Source organism: Halomonas salsilacus (assembly GCF_051216275.1).
Taxonomy (GTDB): Bacteria; Pseudomonadota; Gammaproteobacteria; order Pseudomonadales; family Halomonadaceae; genus Halomonas.
Genome location: NZ_JBPKAQ010000006.1, coordinates 203,530 through 220,071, shown reverse-complemented (window position 1 = coordinate 220,071; position 16,542 = coordinate 203,530). Strand labels below are relative to the sequence as shown.

Below are 16,542 nucleotides of genomic sequence, written 5' to 3'. Positions count from 1 at the left end.
AACGGGGGCATTCGCGTGGGTGTCATTTGCTGGCCGCCCCATGCCCCGATTCCCCCTCGGACTCTCTTCCAGACTCTCGCCCAGATGCATGCAGGACAGCACGCGGGTCGCGGGGGTAGAACCGCTCCGGCTGACGCTCCACGTGGGGGAAGAAGCGGGTGTCCTTGTAGGGCATCTTCATGAACCCGGAGACGCCGAGCCCCTCGATCTGGCCGACGGCGTCGAGGATCTCCTCCAGGCGGCAGCGGAAGTCCCCCTCCCGGGAGGGGTCCAGCAGGCGATAGTAGCTGTGGATCTTGAGGTGCTGGGGGAGCGCCTCGAAGATGATCATCCCCGTGTGGTGGATCTCGTTGAGCGCCTCCAGCGAGGTGATGATCGCCTCCGGCAGCACCAGGAACTCCTCCGGGTCGGGGCCATCCTCGAAGTAGCTGTGCAGCCGGCTGCGGTCTTCCAGCTCCGGCATCGCGCTGACCTCGTAGGCCAGGCGCATGCCGGGGTCGACCTGGAAGGACTGCTCCGGCTCCTCGCGATCCAGGTGCAGGGTGTCGCGGGCGTTGAACAGGCAGCTCTTGAAGATGCCCTGGCGGTAGATCGCCCGGGCCAGGTGGACCATGTTGTTAACCGCGGCGATGAAGGCCGGGCGTCGCTCGGCGTCGTGCAGGTTGAGCGAGGTATCGATATAGACGCCGTCGGCCTCCCAGCGCACCGCCAGGCCGCCCACCACCGGATAGCGCCCCAGTCGGCTTACCGCCGCCAGGAAGGCCTTCTCGGTCTCGCCCATGCCCTGCATGAAGTTCTTGTAGTAGCGATCGAGTTGGACGTCATTGACGTCGCTGAGGGTCTCGGGCGCCCCCTCCTCGCGCAGGAAGGCCTTGCGCGAACTGTAGACCACGGTATCGATCTCGCGCTCGGCCGGACGCACCCACACCGGCACCAGCGCCTGGGGCGACGGCTCGGGCAGGTCGAGCATCACCAGCCGGGCGAGGCGCGGCATTTCGCGGAGGAAGTGGTCGCCGGCTTTCATGCGCAGGCGCGGGTCGGGGTCCAGCATGCCGTCGAGCATGCGCGCGAACTCCACCGGCAGACCCAGGGAAATGGCGGGAATCGCCCGGTGGCCGAAACGACAGGACTGCGCCGAGGCCAGCGCATAGAGGGTTCCGGCGGCCCCCTGCTCGTCGAAGCGCGGCGAGGAGAGCGCGCCATTGAGCTGCTCCTCGCCGATAAAATAAACGTCGCCCAGGCGAGCGTTGGTCTGCTGGAGGTTGTCGGACATCAGCTCCATGACGTTGGCCGCCACAAACTGCTGGTTGGCGTCGAGCTGGGCGAAGACCGAGGAACCCCAGTCGATCAGGGCGATGGCCTCGGTCTCACCGTCGAACACCAGGTTGGAGGGCTTGATGTCGCCGTGGACGATGGGCCGTCCCGCCGGACCGGATTCCCGGCGCAACGCGCCCAGGATATCGGCCAGTTGGCCAGCGATATGCACCACCAGGCGCGGCGACAGGCGCCCCTCGCGCAGCGACACCTCCTCGAGGTTGAGGCCGGGGGCACGCTGCATCACCAGGATCGACTGGTTGCGCACCCGCTGGTAGGCGATCAGCCTGGGCACCCGAGGGTGATCCACCTGCTCCAGCATGAAGGCCTCCTCCTCGAGGCGGTCCTGCAGGTGCTGGGGCAAGTTGATCCGGGTGAACTTGAAGACGTACTGGTCACCCAAGGCGGTTACGCCCGCGAAGACGAACCCGTAGGCGCCCTTGCCAATCAGCGCAATCCCCCGGTAGCCCAGCTGCTCGAGCTGGGCCTGGCACAGCGCCACCCACGCCTTGAGCTTGCGGGCGTCGTCGTGGCTGAGCAGGTAGATCGACTGCTCTTCCGGGATATAGAACTGCTGCAGGGGCGCCTGGGTCATTGCACTGTCCCGATGAGGGCCATCAGCTCAGGTGAAGTAGCATCGTCTCGGGCGCCTCCAGGTAGCCCTTCCAGGCGTTGCAGAAGCGCGCGATGGTGCCGCCATCGATGATGCGGTGATCGCCGGCCCAGGTGACCGTCATGATCGCCCGCTTCACCACGCACTCCTGGGCGTCGAACCGCGGCAGCCACTGGGTCTTGCCGATGGCCACGATCGCCACCTCCGGGACGTTGATGATCGGCGCCGCGTAGGTTCCACCCAGCGCCCCGATGTTAGAGATGCTGATGGTGCCGCCCTTGAGATCTTCCTGGCTCACCCTGCCGGCTCGGGCCGCCTCGGTGAGGCGCGCCACCTCGGCAGCCACTGACAGCAGGCTGCGCCGCTCGACGCCCTTGACGTTGGGCACCAGCAGGCCGGCGCGGCTGTCCACCGCCATGCCCACATTCACCGACGGCAGATAGTGGATCTCGCTGGCATCGTCATTGAGCCGGGCATTGACCACCGGCGCCTCGCGTACCGCCAGCGCCATCGCCTTCATGAAGAAGGGCATCAGCGTGAGCCGGGTCTCCTCGGCCGCCGCCAGCGGCTTCAACCGCTCGCGCAGCGCCAGCAGCTCGGTCACGTCGATCTCCTCGCCGTACTGGAAGTGCGGGACGGTGCTCGCTGCCTCGACCATGCGCTTCGCCATGACGGCGCGCACGCCGCGCAGGGGCTCGATGCGCACCTCGCCGCTGGCGGGTTCGGCGGGCGGCCGGCCGGCGGCGACCGCCTCGCCGGCACCGCGATCCTCATCTCTTTCCTGCCGGGAGTCTTCCGACTCGAGATAGCCCAGCACGTCCTCCTTGAGCACCCGCCCCTGGCGACCGGAACCCGGCACCGCCTCAAGGGGGAGGTCGTGCTCGCGCAGCAGGCGACGCACCGCCGGGGCGGCCGGGATCCGTCCATAGGGGCCGCGCCCCGGCTCGTCTCCCGCGCTTTCCATGTTCTCGGGCGCCGCGCCCCTATGGGCCGCGGCCTGGGGGGCGTCACCCTCGGAGGGCCGGGGCGCGCCCCTCTCATCGGACGTTGCCGGCTCGTCAGGCGTCGAGGCCAGCGCATCCACCGACTCGGCCTCGCCTTCGGCCACATAGCCGAACAGCGGCGCATGAACCTTGGCGATCTCGCCCTTCTTCACGTAGAGCCGGGTCACTCGTCCCGCCTCCGGGGCGGTGATCTCCACCAGCGCCTTGTCGGTCATCACCTCGACCACCGGCTGGTCCTCCTCGATCACGTCGCCCTCGGCCACATGCCACTCCACCACCTCGCACTCCACGATACCTTCGCCGATATCGGGCAGCATGAAATCGCTCATTGTCTCGCTCCAGTCCAGGCTCGCTCGAGCCGACTATCGGGAATCAGAAGGCCACGGAGGCCTTGATCGCTTCGAAGATCTTCAGGTGATCCGGCAGATACTCCTTCTCCAGGGTCAGCGGGAAGGGGGTATCCAGGCCGGTCACCCGGGCGATGGGCGATTCCAGATACAGGAAGCAGCGCTCCTGGAGGGTGGCGGCGATCTCTCCGGCGAAGCCGCCGGTGAGTGGCGCCTCGTGGGTGATCAGCAGGCGCCCGGTCTTGAGCACCGACTCCACCACGCTGTCCTCGTCCCAGGGCAGGATGGAGCGCAGGTCGATCACCTCACAGGAGATCCCCTCCTTCTCGGCCAGCTCCACGGCGCGCTCGATCACCTCCATCTGGGCGCCCCAGCCGAGCACGGTGATGTCGCTGCCCTCGCGGGTCACCTCGGCCTCGCCGATGGGCAGTTGGTAGTCCGCCTCGGGCACCTCGCCGGTGGAGGCGCGATAGAGGCGCTTGGGCTCGAAAAACAGCACCGGGTCCGGGTCGCGGATCGCCGCCAGCAGCAAGCCCTTGGCCTGGTAGGGATTTCGCGGCACTACGACCTTGAGGCCCGGCGTATGGGCGAAGTAGGCTTCCGGCGACTGGGAGTGATAGTGGCCGCCGGCGATGCCACCGCCGTAGGGGGCGCGGATGGTCAGGCCGCCGACGTTGAACAGGTCGCCGGAACGGTAGCGGTACTTGGCCGTCTCGTTGACGATCTGGTCGAACGCCGGAAAGATGTAATCGGCGAACTGGATCTCCGCCACCGGCACCGAGCCCTGGGCCGCCAGGCCATTGGCGAAGCCGATGATGCCCTGCTCCACCAGCGGCGTGTTGAAGCAGCGGGCGCGGCCGTACTTCTCCTGGAGGTGGCTGGTGGCGCGGAAGACCCCACCGAAGAAGCCCACGTCCTCACCGAAGCAGATAACCTTCTCGTCCTCGGCCATGGCGATGTCGAGGGCGTTGTTGATGGCCTGCAGCATGTTCATGGTCGGCATGTCACGCCCCTCCCTTGGCATCGAGGCTGGCACTCACGTCCGGGTCCAGGGAGCGAGCCCCCTTCGGATAGGCGTCCGGGTACTTGCGGATATGGGTCTTGAGGCCATCGAGCTGGCGCTGCAGCGCCGGGGTCACATCTGCATAGACGTCAGTAACCAGGCTGTCGAGCGGGGGCGGGGGGCGCTTCTCGGCGCGCTTCATGGTCTCCAGCACCTCGCGGCGCAGCGACTCCTGAAGGGCCTTCTCCTCATCGTCGCTCCACCACTCACGGGCCAGCAGCCAGTTCTGCATGCGCAGGAGGGGGTCCTTGTCGCGCCAGGCCTCCTCCTCCTTCTTGGAGCGGTAGCCGGAGGGATCATCCGAGGAGGAGTGGGCCGCCAGGCGGTAGGTCATCGCCTCGATCAGCACCGGCTGGTTCTCCTCCACGGCAATGCGGCGCGCCCTGCGGGTGGCCGCCAGAACCGCGAGGATGTCATTGCCGTCCACCCTGATCACGTGCATGCGGTAGCCGAAGGCCCGCGGTGCCACGCCATCGGCGGCGAACTGCTCGATGGAGGGGGTGGAGATCGCATAGCCGTTGTTGCGGCAGAAGAAGATCACCGGCACCTCGTGCACCGCCGCCATGTTGAGAGCGGCGTGGAAGTCGCCCTCGGAGGCCGCTCCCTCGCCGAAGAAGACCAGGGTGCAGTGTCCCTCTCCCGCCAGTTTCTGGCCATAGGCATAGCCGGCGGCCTGGGGGATCTGGGTCGCCAGGGGCGAGGAGATGGTCATGTAGTGCAGCTTGCGCGAGCCATAGTGGATCGGCATCTGGCGGCCCTTGCCGTAGTCGAGCTCGTTGCCGAACAGCTGGTTCATGAACTCGTCATAGCTGAAGCCGCGATAGACCAGCGCCCCCTGCTCGCGGTACTGGGACATGATCATGTCAGCGTCGTCGAGCGCCGCCGCCGCGCCGATCACCGCGGCCTCCTCGCCGGTGCACTGCATGTAGAAGGAGAGCCGCCCCTGGCGCTGGGCCGCCATCATGCGCTCATCCAGCACCCGGGTCGCCACCATGGTGCGATAGATCCTGAGCGCCTGCTCGCGCTCGAGCTCGGGTGCCTCGCCCCCCTCATGGAGGGTGCCGTCCTGCCGGAGCAGGCGAAAGGTGGGAATCGAAAACTCGTCGCCGCGAAGGAAATCGGGCGTATGGCTATCTGTTGTCGTTGTCATCTCGGTGTCCTCCACCCCTTTTGAGGGCAGTGTTGTTGCTCGCCTCGACCTACGCCAGAAGGATTGCCCCTGGCGGGTCAACGCAACCCAAGCTGACGTTAACGTAAAATGCGAAACGGTGCACGCATCTTGCTGCCAGAATCCACCGAGCCAGTAGTTCTTTCTGCCATTACCCGGAAGCGGCCGGTATCCAGCGGCGCTGGAGGCGTTCGAAGGCGCTGTCCACGGCCAGCGCCAGCAGGCCGATCAACAGTGCGCCCTGCAGCAGATAGGCGGTATTGCCGTTGACGATGCCGGAAATGATCGGCGCGCCGAGGTTGCTGGCCCCGACCGTGGCCCCCAACGCCGCAGTGGCGATGTTGACGGTGACCGAGGTGCGGATGCCGGCCAGGATCACCGGCATGGCCAGCGGCAGCTCCACCTGCCATAGCCGCTGGGAGTCGCTCATGCCCATGCCGCGGGCAGACTCCATGACGCCGGGCGCGATCCCGGAGAGCCCCGCCAGGGTGTTGCGCACAATGGGCAGCAGGCCGTAGAGCAGCAGCGCCACGATGATCGGCCAGGTGCCGAACCCCAGCACCGGCACCGCCAGGGCCAGCACCGCCACCGGCGGGAAGGTCTGCCCCATGGAGGCAAACTGGGCCACCAGCGGCAGGAAGTCCCGCCCCGCCTCCCGCGTCACCGCCACTGCCGCGGCCACCCCCAGCAGGATGGCCAGCAGTGAGGCCACGGCCACCACCAGCAGGTGGCGACCCAGCAGCAGCAGGAAATCGGCGTGGGGGTAGATCACCTGGCGGGTGCCGGGTTCGATCCGGCGGAACAGCGGTTCGAGCCAGGCCATGCCGAGCGTGAGGGCCAGCAGCAGGACGCACCAGATCAGCGGCCCCCGCCAGGTGCGCCAGGCGGCCGAGATCGACGCCCGCTGCGATCTCGGCTCAATCATCGCGCCGGGCCCCGACAAGGCGGCGCAGGGAGAGCTCCCCCACCGCCATGTCGTCGTCGTCCACCACGGCGAGCCGGTCGGCGTGTTCACGGAACATCACCGCCAGCGCCTGGCGCAGGGTAGCGTCGCGATGGACGCGGGCCCGGGGCAGCAGCCGCGGCGACAGGGGCTGCATCCGCTCTGCGACGCGAAGAAGGGTGGTCTCCTTGAGGCCACGGTCGTTGCCGCCCAGCAGCGAGGCCACGAAATCGTCGGCGGGTTCGCGCAGCAGCTCGAGCGGCGTACCCTGCTGCACGATGCGCCCGGCGCGCATCACCACCAGCCGATCGGCCAGGGCCAGCGCCTCGTCCATGTCGTGGGTCACGAAGACGATGGTCTTGTGCAGGCGCGACTGCAGCTCTCGCAGCTCTATCTGCAGCGACTCGCGAGTGATGGGGTCCAGGGCGCCGAAGGGTTCGTCCATCAGCAGGATGTCGGGGTCCGCTGCCAGCGCCCGGGCCACGCCGACCCGCTGGGCCTGGCCGCCGGAGAGCTGGTGGGGATACTTGCCGGCGAACTGCTCAGGCGGCAAGCCCAGCAGGGCCATCAGCTCCTCGACCCGCGCTTCGACCTTGGCCCTGGGCCACTTGAGCAGGCGTGGCACCAGGCCGATGTTGCGCGCCACCGTCCAGTGGGGAAAGAGCCCGGTGCTCTGGATCACGTAGCCGATGCGCCGTCGCAGGACCTGCTCGTCGAACTCCCGCACCTGGCGCCCTTCCAGGTGGATCTCGCCCTCGCTGTGCTCGATCAGCCGGTTGATCATGCGCAGGGTCGTAGACTTGCCGCAGCCGGAGGTACCTACCAGGGCGCACAGCTCGCCGCGCTCGACGCGCAGGGAAATGGCGTCCACGGCGGTCTCGCTGCCGAAACGCTTGGTGACGCCGATCAGTTCGATCATGGGCTGGCTCCGTCCGGGCGTCGGGGGTCCAGGCGGCGCGTCAGGGCGCCCAGCAGGGAATCAACCGCCAGCGCCATGGCCAGGATCGGCAGCGCACCGAGCAGCACCAGGTCCATGGCGGCCTGACCCAGCCCCTGGAAGATGAAGGTTCCCAGGCCACCGGCCCCGATCAGCGCGGCTACTGCGGTCAAGCCGATCGCCTGCACCGTGGTGATGCGCACGCCCTCGAGCACCACCGGCAGGGCCAGAGGCAGGCGTACCTGCAGGAACACCTGGCCACGGCTCATGCCCATGCCCCGCGCCGACTCCAGCACACCGGCATCCACCCCGGAGAGGGCCACGAAGGTGTTGCGCACCATGGGCAGCAGGCTGTAGCCAAGCAGGGCCAGGAAGGCGGGCGCCCAGCCGATGCCGCGCACGCCCAGCGCATGCACCCAGCCCACGTTAGCCGCGAGCCACGCCAGCGGCGCCAGCAGCAGGCCGAACAGTGCCAGGCTGGGAATGGTCTGCAGGAAGTTGAGCACCCCGAAGCCGACCCTCTCCACGCCGGTGTGTCGGCGCATGGCCAGGGCGATGCCGGTGCCCAGCAACAGGCTGGCGCCAACCGCACCGCCGACCAGCATCAGGTGGTCGACCACCGCCCCGGCAAACTGATCGCTGCGGCCCTGATACTCCCGCGAGAGCGCCAGTGGCTCCAGCCAGGGGGCCGCCAGCCACCAGGCGGCCAGCACCGCCGCCACCAACAGCCAGCCCGCCACGGTTCCCAGGGCGAGGCGGGTGCGCAGCTCGATCACCATCAGCGAGAGACAGAAGAGCAGCAGCCAGAAGGCCGCCCCCAGTCCCAGGCGCGCCTGGGGCTGGCTGGGATCGATCGCCAGGGCCGCCGCCACGGCCAGGCACACCGGCAGCGCCATGAGCAGCAGCATGACTAGGGCCAGTGCCAGCCACAGCCGGCGCGGCGAGGGGCGACAGGTCAGCGCCGCCGGCCCGAGCAGGGCCAGTACGGCGCCCAGGACTCCCGCCCAGCCGAAGGCCTCGTGGGCTTGCAGCGGTGACCCGGGCACGATGCGGTTGGGGGCAATGCTGGCCAGTGGCAGCACCAGCCAGGCCACCACGGCGGCCAGCGTCAGCGCCAGCAGCACACGATTGGGGGTCGACACCTCACTGGGCACGCCGCCCTCAGTCGTCCAGGCCATCGAGGAAATCCGCGGCGACCCGGCGCGGATCCAGGCCGTTGACCGCCACGTCGCCGTTCAGCCGCTGCAGGGTTTCGAGATCCAGCGCCTGGAACAGCGGGCCCAGCAGGGACTCGATCTCCGGATAGGCCTCGAGCACCTCGGCCCGCACCACCGGCGCCGGCTGATAGACCGGCTGCACGCCCTGGGTGTCCTCCAACACCACCAGGTCCAGGGCAGTGAGTCCCCCGTCGGTGCCGTAGGTCATGGCCGCATTGACCCCGCTGGTCTGCTGGGCGGCGGCGCGCATGGTGGAGGCGGTATTGCCGCCGGAGAGCACCAGCAGCTGCTCCTCGCCGAGTTCGAAGCCATAGGCGTCCTGGAAGGCCGGCAGCGCCTGCTCGGACTCCACGAATTCGGCGCTGGCGGCAAACTTGAACTCACCGCCCTGCTCCAGGTAAGCCGCCAGGTCCTCCAGGGTGGAGAGGCCATGTTCTCGGGCCAGATCGCCGCGCACGCTCATCGCCCAGGTGTTGTTGGCCGACGCCGGCGCCAACCACGCCAGGCCGTTCTCGGCGTCCCGGTCGCGGACCGTCTCATAGGCCCCCTCGGCATCGTGCCAGACGTCGCTGTCGGTCATGTCGAAGAAGAAGGCGCCATTGCCGGTGTACTCCGGATAGAGGTCGATCTCGCCGGTCAGCAGAGCCTCGCGCACGATGCTGGTGCCGCCCAGCTGCAGCCGGTCCTGGACCGCGATGCCGCCGGCCTCGAGGCGCTGAAGGATCAGCTGGCCCAGCACCGAGCCCTCGGTGTCGATCTTCGAGGAGACCACCACCGGGTCATCGGCCTGAGCCGCGGAGAGGCTCAGCGCACAGGCGGCGGTGAGCAGGGTCAGACGAGAGAACGGGATGCGCATGGCGGATTACCCCCCGAGGGGTCATGAATGTACCCTGAGTATAAGGAGTCTAAGGAGTCGTTGCAGACCCCGCCGCCAACGCACAGGACGCCGCGCATGCCGCCCGCTCCCCCACCACTGCTCGACCGCTGCCATCATCCGCTGGTCCGCGACCTGGCGTGGCTGCTGCTGGCACCGGACCTGATCCACACGCCCTGGCCGGGCCGGCCCGACCGCGAGGCGTTGGGGCTCGGGGACGACGCGCGTCTCGTCGGCTGGCTGGAGGATCTCGATGCCTGGCCGGAAGCGCTTGAGCGCTGTATCGGCGGAACGCTCACCGGCCGCATGGGGCTGTACCACGAGCGGCTCTGGCAGTTCCTGCTGGCGTCGGCCCCCGGCACCGAGCTGGTGGCCCACAACCTGCGCATCCTCCGCGGCAAGCAGACCCTGGGCGAGCTCGACCTGCTCTATCGCCGACGCGGCGAGACGGGTCTGGTCCATCTCGAGGTCGCCATCAAGTACTACCTGGGCCTGATTGAGGGCCCGGGGGAGCCACATGACCAGGCGCGCTGGATCGGCCCTGGCGGCGCCGACAGCCTGGCCAGCAAGCGCGAGCACCTCCATCGGCACCAGATTCGCCTCACCGAACTGCCCGAAACCCGGCAAGCCCTGCGCGAAGCGCTTGCCAGCGATGCCGTGGGGGCCGACCGCCCTCTGGAGATCCAACGCCGCCTGGCCATGCCGGGGGTACTCTTCTACCCCTGGCAGCGCTATCACTGGCAGCAGCCATTGCCGCCACCCCGGGAAGCGAACCCGGCGCACCTGCACGGAACCTGGCTTCACTGGCGGCAGTGGCGCGACTACCGGGATGGCCTGCCAACTGGCACGCACGGCGCCCGGCTGTACAAGCCCCACTGGCTCGCCCTGCCCCGCCGAGAAAACCTGTTGCCCCTGCGCGATCTCGAGGCACAGCTGGCCCAGCACTTCCATGTACCCGCCTCACCTCTGCAGATCACCCTGTGGCAGGCCGACACGGGCTGGCGGCGGGTGTTCGTGGTCGCCGACGACTGGCCGCGACAGATTCCGCTTCCACCACCATGGGGCTGACATGCCGCAGCGCCGGCGATTTTTTGCTTATTCCGACCTCTTAAGCGCCTGCTCGAGCAGGCGTCTCTTGCGTGGCAGCAGCCCCACCTGGAGGCCAAGCGGCTTGAATACACGGTTCATTACCTCCAGCGTGACGTTACCCTTGTCGCCCTCGAGATCGGAAAGTGTGCGGCGACTGATGCCAACCAGATCAGAATAGCGCGTCTGGGAGAGGCCGAGCACGTCGCGCCGCAGCGCCCGCAGCAGTTGCCCCTCGGTCATCTCGTCGACATAGAGCTGCTGAAGCAGAGCCAGCAGCGCCGCTTCACGGTCGGACGTATTGCGTGGCTTCACAGGAGCCCCCAGCGGCCTAGCCGGTCGTTTAGCGAACGGAGCCCTACGGCTGGCATCTCGAGAATACGCGAAGGCACGTTGCGCGCGGCCAGCCTTTCGTCCAGCCCCTCCAGATTGAGACCCAGCGTCTGCAGCCTTACTCGGTACTGCGCTTCAAGCAGGGCCACCAGCCGCCTTAGTGTATCGCCGTGGCACAGGAAGCTTCCCGGCGCCGCCCCGATCAGCGAATAGACCGATTCCAGCCCGTATCGCACCCAGAGGTTCCGTCGAGATACTGCATGTCAAAGCGTGGCAGCCAGAGAGAGGGGGAGCGGTCGCATAGCGTAGCCGTGATTCCCCCGCACCCCATGATCGGGATTCGGCAGCATCAGCAAGACCGCATCGTGCCCAGCCTGGTCGAAGTGGATCTGCAGCGTCAGTTCCATGGCACCCACTGCGCAGTATATTGCTCAAAAATGCCAACATGACATAGCGTATGAGCAGTTTAGCGCACAGAAAATCAAAAAGTCAGAATTAGTGAGCAGAATAGCACTCAAACTACGTGGCGCCCTGACGGCAAGACGCCCGGCTCACCTTGCGGCGGGCCGGGCGTCAGTCAACTGACGGCTTGCCGGCGGGGGTTCTACCCCTCGGGCTTCTCGAACACCCAGGTGGTGCCCTCGCGGGCGTCCTTGAGGATGATGCCCAGGGCGGCCAGTTCGTCGCGGAGGCCATCGGCGGCGGCGAAGTCCCTGGCCTTCTTGGCGGCGGCGCGCGCGTCGATCTTCGCCTGGATCTCCTCTTCAGAGAGTGGCAGCTCACTGGCGCCGGCCTTGAGGAAGCTGGCCGGGTCCTGCTGCAGCAGCCCGAGAATACCACCCAAGCGCCGGAGTTCGGCGGCCAGGGCCGGCGCCTGCTCGGGGGATTCCTTCCTGGCGCGGTTCAACTCCCGGGCCAGGTCGAAGAGCACCGACAGCGCCTCGGGGGTATTGAAGTCGTCGTCCATGGCGGCGACGAAGCGCGACTCGAAGCGGTCGTCTATCGTCCCTTCTTCTAGAGCCAGCCTCTCCAGAGAATTGTAAAACCGCTCCAGCGATTTGCGCGCCTCGAGCAGCGACTCCGGCGCATAGTTGATCGCGCTGCGGTAGTGGCTGGCCAGCAGCAGGTAGCGCACCACCTCGGGGTCGTGGTGCTCGAGCACCTCGCGGATGGTGAAGAAGTTGCCCAGGGACTTGGACATCTTCTCGTGGTTCACCCGCACCGCCCCGGCGTGCATCCAGGCGTTGACGAAGGGCTTGCCGTTGGCCGCCTCGGATTGGGCGATCTCGTTCTCATGGTGGGGGAAGGTCAGGTCCGGCCCGCCGCCGTGGATATCGAAGGTATCGCCGAGGCAGCACTTCGACATGGCCGAGCACTCGATATGCCAGCCGGGACGCCCCTCGCCCCAGGGCGAAGGCCAGCTGGCCTCGCCGGGCTTGGCCGCCTTCCAGAGCACGAAGTCCAGCGGGTCCTCCTTGTGCTCGTCCACCTCGACACGGGCGCCGGAGCGCATCTCGTCGAGATCCCGGTTGTTGAGCTTGCCATAGCCCTCGAACCGGCGCACCCGGTAGTAGACGTCGCCGTTGTCCGCCGCGTAGGCATAGCCCTTGGCGATCAGCGTCTCGATCATCGAGAGGATATCGTCGATATGGCGAGTCGCGCGGGGCTCGCGGTCCGGGGGCAGCACGGAGAGGCGCGCCTCGTCCTCATGCATCGCCTCGATCATGCGCTCGGTGAGCGAGGCGATGCTCTCGCCGTTCTCCTCGGCGCGTCGGAGGATCTTGTCATCGATATCGGTGACGTTGCGCACATAGGTGACGTCATAGCCCCGATAGCGCAGGTAACGAGTGATGACGTCGAAGGCCACCATCACCCGGGCATGGCCCAGGTGGCAGTAGTCGTAGACGGTCATTCCGCACACGTACATGCGCACGCGGCCCGGCACGATGGGGGTGAAGATTTCCTTGCGACGGGTCAGCGTGTTGTAGATCTGCAGCGCGTTGCTCACGGTCACCCCTTCTTCTGTTCGTCTTTCTGCTGGGCGTCCTGCTTCTGGACCTTGGCCCAGCTGTCCTTGAGGCCCACGGTGCGATTGAACACCAGCCTGCCATCGCGGCAGGCGTGACGGTCGGCGCAGAAGTAGCCCACCCGCTCGAACTGGAAGCGGCTCTCGGGGACGGCATCCGCGAGGCTCGGCTCGCCGATCGCCTGGCACACCACCAACGACTCGGGGTTGAGGTGGTCGAGGAAGTCGGCGTCCTTGTCGCGATCGGGCTGCTCCTCGAGGAAGAGGTTATCGTAGAGCCGCACCTCCATGGGCACGCCGTGGGCGGCGCTGACCCAGTGGATCACGCCCTTGACCTTGCGACCCTCCGGGTTCTTGCCCAGGGTGTCGAAGTCCACGGAGCAGTGAAGCGCCTCGATCTCGCCGGCGGCGTCCTTGACCACCTCATCGCAGCGAATCACATAGCTGTTGCGAAGGCGCACCTCCTTGCCCGGCGCCAGGCGGAAGAACTTCTTGGGCGGCTCCTCCATGAAGTCGTCGTGATCGATGAAAATTTCGCGCGCAAAGGGCACCTTGCGCACCGCCATGTCCTCGCGGGCGGGGTGGCCCGGGACTTCGTAAACCTCTTCATGGTCTTCCGGGACGTTGGTCAGCACCACCTTCAACGGCTTCAGCACGGCCATGGCCCGCGGCGCGTTGTCCTCGAGGTCGGCGCGGATGGCGTGATAGAGCATGGCGATGTCCACCAGGCCACCATCGGCACGGGTCACGCCGATCATGTCGCTGAACTTGCGAATCGACCCCGGCGTGTAGCCGCGACGGCGCAGGCCGGAGATGGTCGGCAGGCGCGGATCGTCCCAGCCATCGACGATATTCTCGTCCACCAGCAGCTTCAACTTACGCTTGGACGTCAGGGTGTAGTTGAGATTGAGTCGAGAGAACTCGATCTGGCGCGGTCTGGCCGGCACCGGCAGGTTGTCCAGGAACCACTCGTAGAGCGGCCGATGGTCCTCGAACTCCAGGGTGCAGATGGAGTGTGAGACCCCTTCGATGGCATCGGACTGGCCGTGGGTGAAGTCATAGGAGGGATAGATCTTCCACTTGTCGCCGGTCTGATGGTGGCGGGCGTGGCGGATGCGGTAGAGGATCGGGTCGCGCAGGTTGATGTTGGGCGACGCCATGTCGATCGTCGCCCGCAGCACCTTCTCGCCCTCGGCGAACTCGCCGGTGCGCATGCGCTCCAGCAGGTCGAGGTTCTCGTCGGCTGCGCGCTCGCGATAGGGGCTCGGCCGACCGGGCTCGGTGAGGGTGCCGCGATACTCGCGGATCTCGTCGGGCGAGAGGTCGTCGACGTAGGCCTTGCCTTCGCGAATCAGGTGCTGGGCCCAGGCATAGAGCTGGTCGAAGTAGTCGGAGGCGAAGCGAACCTGGCCGGCCCATTCGAAGCCCAGCCAGCTGACGTCTTCCTGGATGGCATCGATATAGGCCTGCTCCTCCTTGGCCGGGTTGGTATCGTCGAAGCGCAGGTGACAGTCACCACCGAACTGCTCGGCCAGGCCGAAGTTGAGGCAGATCGACTTGGCGTGCCCGATATGCAGGTAGCCGTTGGGCTCCGGCGGGAAGCGGGTCACGATCTTGCCGGTGCGGCCGGCCTCGATCTCGTCGCGGATCTGGTTGCGGATGAAATTCGGCGCGCTGGAGGTATCGGTGGTCATGGTTGGAGAAACAACCTCTGTTTGAAGGTGCGGGCGGGGGTCTCTTCGCCCATCGAAGCAAAACCGCTATTATAGCGCCACGCCCACGGGCAACGCCAAGGCGTGGCCCCTTTACCGTACAGGAACTTATCGATGATCGTTCTGCAGACCAACTATGGCGACATCAGCGTCGAGCTGGACCATGAGAAGGCCCCCAAGACCGCGGCCAACTTCGAGCAGTATGTACGCGACGGCTTCTACGACGGCACCCTGTTCCACCGCGTGATCGACGGCTTCATGGTCCAGGGCGGCGGCTTCGACACCGACTTCAACCAGAAGCCCACCCGCGACCCCATCGAGAACGAGGCCGACAACGGCATGCTGAACGAGGCCGGCACCCTCGCCATGGCACGCACCCAGGACCCGCACTCTGCCACCGCCCAGTTCTTCATTAACGTCGCCGACAACGCCTTCCTGAACCACAGCGGCAAGTCCATCCAGGGCTGGGGCTACTGCGTGTTCGGCCGCGTGGTCGACGGCATGGACGTGGTCGAGAAGATCAAGAACGTGGCCACCACCCGTCGCGGCATGCATGCCGACGTGCCCGCCGAGGATGTGTTGATCCAGAAGGCCTTCGTCAAGGGGGAGTGATGACGATTCGGCTGATTTCCGATCTGCACCTGCACCCCGGCGCCCCCGAGATCACCAAAGGGTTCCTGCACTGGCTGGAGGAACGCGCACGGGGCTCTGATGCGCTCTATCTGCTGGGTGACATCTTCGAGGCGTGGATCGGCGACGACCTGCTCGACCTGGCAGGGGTGGATCCTACAGGCAACGCCGATCTAGCGGCAGACATCGCCGTAGCGCTCAAGCGCCTGGCCGACAACGGCACCAAGCTCTACCTGATTCATGGCAACCGTGACTTCCTGCTCGGTGAACGCTTCGCCGATGAGGCCGGCATCACCCTGCTCCCCGACCCCAGCCTGGTCGAGCTCGGTGGCAGGCGGGTGTTGCTGATGCACGGCGACAGCCTCTGCACGCTGGACACGGCCTACCAGGCCTTCCGCACCCAGGCTCGCCATCCGCAGTGGCAGGCTCAGGTACTCTCGATGCCGATCGACGAACGCATCGCCCTGGCCGCCCAGTTGCGCGCCCAGTCCTTTGATGCCAACTCCAACAAGGCCGAGGACATCATGGACGTCACGCCGGACGAGGTGGTCAAAGCGATGGCCGAGCACGGCGTGACCACCCTGATCCACGGCCATACCCACCGCCCCGCCGTGCACGAGATCGCGGTGGGCGGCGAGCCTGCGAAGCGGTTCGTACTGGGCGACTGGCAGCCGGACCGAGGGTGGGAGATCGTCATTGGGGGGGATGGCGAGCCACAGCTGCGGAAGTTTCCTCTAGTCAATTGAAGGCGATGAATAGTCGGTTGAAGGCGACAACAGCCGGCAGGCGTCGAGGCTTTCTTCCAGCGCCTCGGCGTCGGGCAGGCTACCCGCCTCGCCGATCACCTCGAGGGCGCCGCTGGCTGCCTCACGCAGCCGCCGATGGGCGTCGCTGTCGCCCACCACGCCCACCGACGCCGTCTCGCCCTGTCCCATCAGACGCGACAGCGGCAGCTCACCATGGGGGGCCTCCAGGATCCAGCGCTTGGCGGGCCAAAGCTCGGCGAGCCACGTCTTCGCCACCGCCAACTGCTCGCGGCTTGCCAGGTCGACCATGGTCAACGCCACCCCGACAGCCCCTTGACGATCACGTCGTCCCGCGCCTCGAACATCGCCTGATCGATGCCCACCTGGCCGAACTCGTTAACCAGCACCGCCCAGCGCTCACCCGCGGGTTTCTGGTCGATCAGCCGATGGATCAGGGTGCTCTTGCCGCTACCCAGGAAGCCGGTGATCAGGTGAACGGGGACATTGGCCAGGGGCTCGGGCATCAGCC

At 67.0% G+C, this 16,542-nt stretch carries 17 protein-coding genes; 3 read left to right on the top strand and 14 right to left on the bottom strand.

Annotated features, from left to right (window positions below):
* Positions 1-22: 22 nt before the first annotated feature.
* The 8 genes from ACR80S_RS11000 to osmF all read right to left on the bottom strand — a co-directional run bounded on the left by ACR80S_RS11000 (position 23) and on the right by osmF (position 9,462).
* Entirely contained in the window at positions 23-1,909 is a 1,887-nt protein-coding gene (locus ACR80S_RS11000; protein ID WP_435399016.1) for a protein kinase domain-containing protein, read from the bottom strand.
* Between the two features lie 22 nt (positions 1,910-1,931).
* Positions 1,932-3,260: a 2-oxo acid dehydrogenase subunit E2 gene (locus tag ACR80S_RS10995; protein ID WP_435399017.1), complete on the bottom strand. Its 1,329-nt coding sequence runs from the start codon at positions 3,258-3,260 to the stop codon at positions 1,932-1,934.
* Between the two features lie 43 nt (positions 3,261-3,303).
* Positions 3,304-4,281, bottom strand: a complete 978-nt coding sequence (locus ACR80S_RS10990) for an alpha-ketoacid dehydrogenase subunit beta (protein ID WP_435399018.1) — start codon at positions 4,279-4,281, stop codon at positions 3,304-3,306.
* Between the two features lies 1 nt (position 4,282).
* Entirely contained in the window at positions 4,283-5,491 is a 1,209-nt protein-coding gene (locus ACR80S_RS10985; protein ID WP_435399019.1) for a thiamine pyrophosphate-dependent dehydrogenase E1 component subunit alpha, read from the bottom strand.
* Between the two features lie 169 nt (positions 5,492-5,660).
* Positions 5,661-6,434: an ABC transporter permease gene (locus tag ACR80S_RS10980; RefSeq protein ID WP_435403189.1), complete on the bottom strand. Its 774-nt coding sequence runs from the start codon at positions 6,432-6,434 to the stop codon at positions 5,661-5,663.
* Positions 6,427-7,371 carry an ABC transporter ATP-binding protein gene (locus ACR80S_RS10975; protein WP_435399021.1) on the bottom strand — a complete coding sequence of 315 codons (945 nt, stop codon included), beginning with the start codon at positions 7,369-7,371 and terminating at the stop codon, positions 6,427-6,429. Before ACR80S_RS10975 ends, ACR80S_RS10980 begins: the two co-directional genes overlap by 8 nt.
* Positions 7,368-8,567, bottom strand: coding sequence for an ABC transporter permease (locus tag ACR80S_RS10970; protein WP_435399022.1), 1,200 nt, complete (start codon positions 8,565-8,567; stop codon positions 7,368-7,370). The genes ACR80S_RS10975 and ACR80S_RS10970 overlap by 4 nt, the downstream gene beginning before the upstream one ends.
* Entirely contained in the window at positions 8,551-9,462 is a 912-nt protein-coding gene (gene osmF, locus ACR80S_RS10965; RefSeq protein ID WP_435399023.1) for a glycine betaine ABC transporter substrate-binding protein OsmF, read from the bottom strand. Before osmF ends, ACR80S_RS10970 begins: the two co-directional genes overlap by 17 nt.
* A gap of 96 nt (positions 9,463-9,558) precedes the next feature.
* On the opposite strand from osmF, the gene ACR80S_RS10960 reads away from it, so the two are divergent.
* On the top strand, positions 9,559-10,548 hold the full coding sequence (locus tag ACR80S_RS10960) for a DUF1853 family protein (RefSeq protein ID WP_435399024.1): 990 nt from the start codon (positions 9,559-9,561) through the stop codon (positions 10,546-10,548).
* A gap of 27 nt (positions 10,549-10,575) precedes the next feature.
* On the opposite strand, the gene ACR80S_RS10955 is transcribed toward ACR80S_RS10960, so the two are convergent.
* From ACR80S_RS10955 to ACR80S_RS10940, 4 genes are all read right to left on the bottom strand, one after another.
* Positions 10,576-10,881 carry a helix-turn-helix domain-containing protein gene (locus ACR80S_RS10955; protein ID WP_435399025.1) on the bottom strand — a complete coding sequence of 102 codons (306 nt, stop codon included), beginning with the start codon at positions 10,879-10,881 and terminating at the stop codon, positions 10,576-10,578.
* Positions 10,878-11,135, bottom strand: coding sequence for a hypothetical protein (locus tag ACR80S_RS10950; RefSeq protein ID WP_435399026.1), 258 nt, complete (start codon positions 11,133-11,135; stop codon positions 10,878-10,880). The genes ACR80S_RS10955 and ACR80S_RS10950 overlap by 4 nt, the downstream gene beginning before the upstream one ends.
* A gap of 368 nt (positions 11,136-11,503) precedes the next feature.
* Positions 11,504-12,895 (bottom strand): cysteine--tRNA ligase, encoded by a 1,392-nt coding sequence (gene cysS, locus ACR80S_RS10945; RefSeq protein ID WP_435403206.1) that lies wholly within the window; start codon positions 12,893-12,895, stop codon positions 11,504-11,506.
* A 14-nt stretch (positions 12,896-12,909) separates the two neighbouring features.
* Entirely contained in the window at positions 12,910-14,619 is a 1,710-nt protein-coding gene (locus ACR80S_RS10940) for a glutamine--tRNA ligase/YqeY domain fusion protein (protein ID WP_435403188.1), read from the bottom strand.
* A 132-nt stretch (positions 14,620-14,751) separates the two neighbouring features.
* Here ACR80S_RS10940 and ACR80S_RS10935 point away from each other — a divergent pair, with 132 nt between their 5' ends.
* Complete coding sequence (locus ACR80S_RS10935) at positions 14,752-15,249, top strand: peptidylprolyl isomerase (protein ID WP_435403187.1); 498 nt, start codon at positions 14,752-14,754, stop codon at positions 15,247-15,249.
* Entirely contained in the window at positions 15,249-16,013 is a 765-nt protein-coding gene (locus ACR80S_RS10930) for a UDP-2,3-diacylglucosamine diphosphatase (RefSeq protein ID WP_435403186.1), read from the top strand. Before ACR80S_RS10935 ends, ACR80S_RS10930 begins: the two co-directional genes overlap by 1 nt.
* Here ACR80S_RS10930 and ACR80S_RS10925 read toward each other — a convergent pair.
* Both ACR80S_RS10925 and ACR80S_RS10920 read right to left on the bottom strand, forming a co-directional pair.
* Positions 16,002-16,322 carry a P-loop NTPase family protein gene (locus ACR80S_RS10925; protein WP_435403185.1) on the bottom strand — a complete coding sequence of 107 codons (321 nt, stop codon included), beginning with the start codon at positions 16,320-16,322 and terminating at the stop codon, positions 16,002-16,004. The genes ACR80S_RS10930 and ACR80S_RS10925 overlap by 12 nt on opposite strands.
* A gap of 2 nt (positions 16,323-16,324) precedes the next feature.
* Positions 16,325-16,537, bottom strand: coding sequence for a GTP-binding protein (locus tag ACR80S_RS10920; protein WP_435403184.1), 213 nt, complete (start codon positions 16,535-16,537; stop codon positions 16,325-16,327).
* Positions 16,538-16,542: the final 5 nt, after the last annotated feature.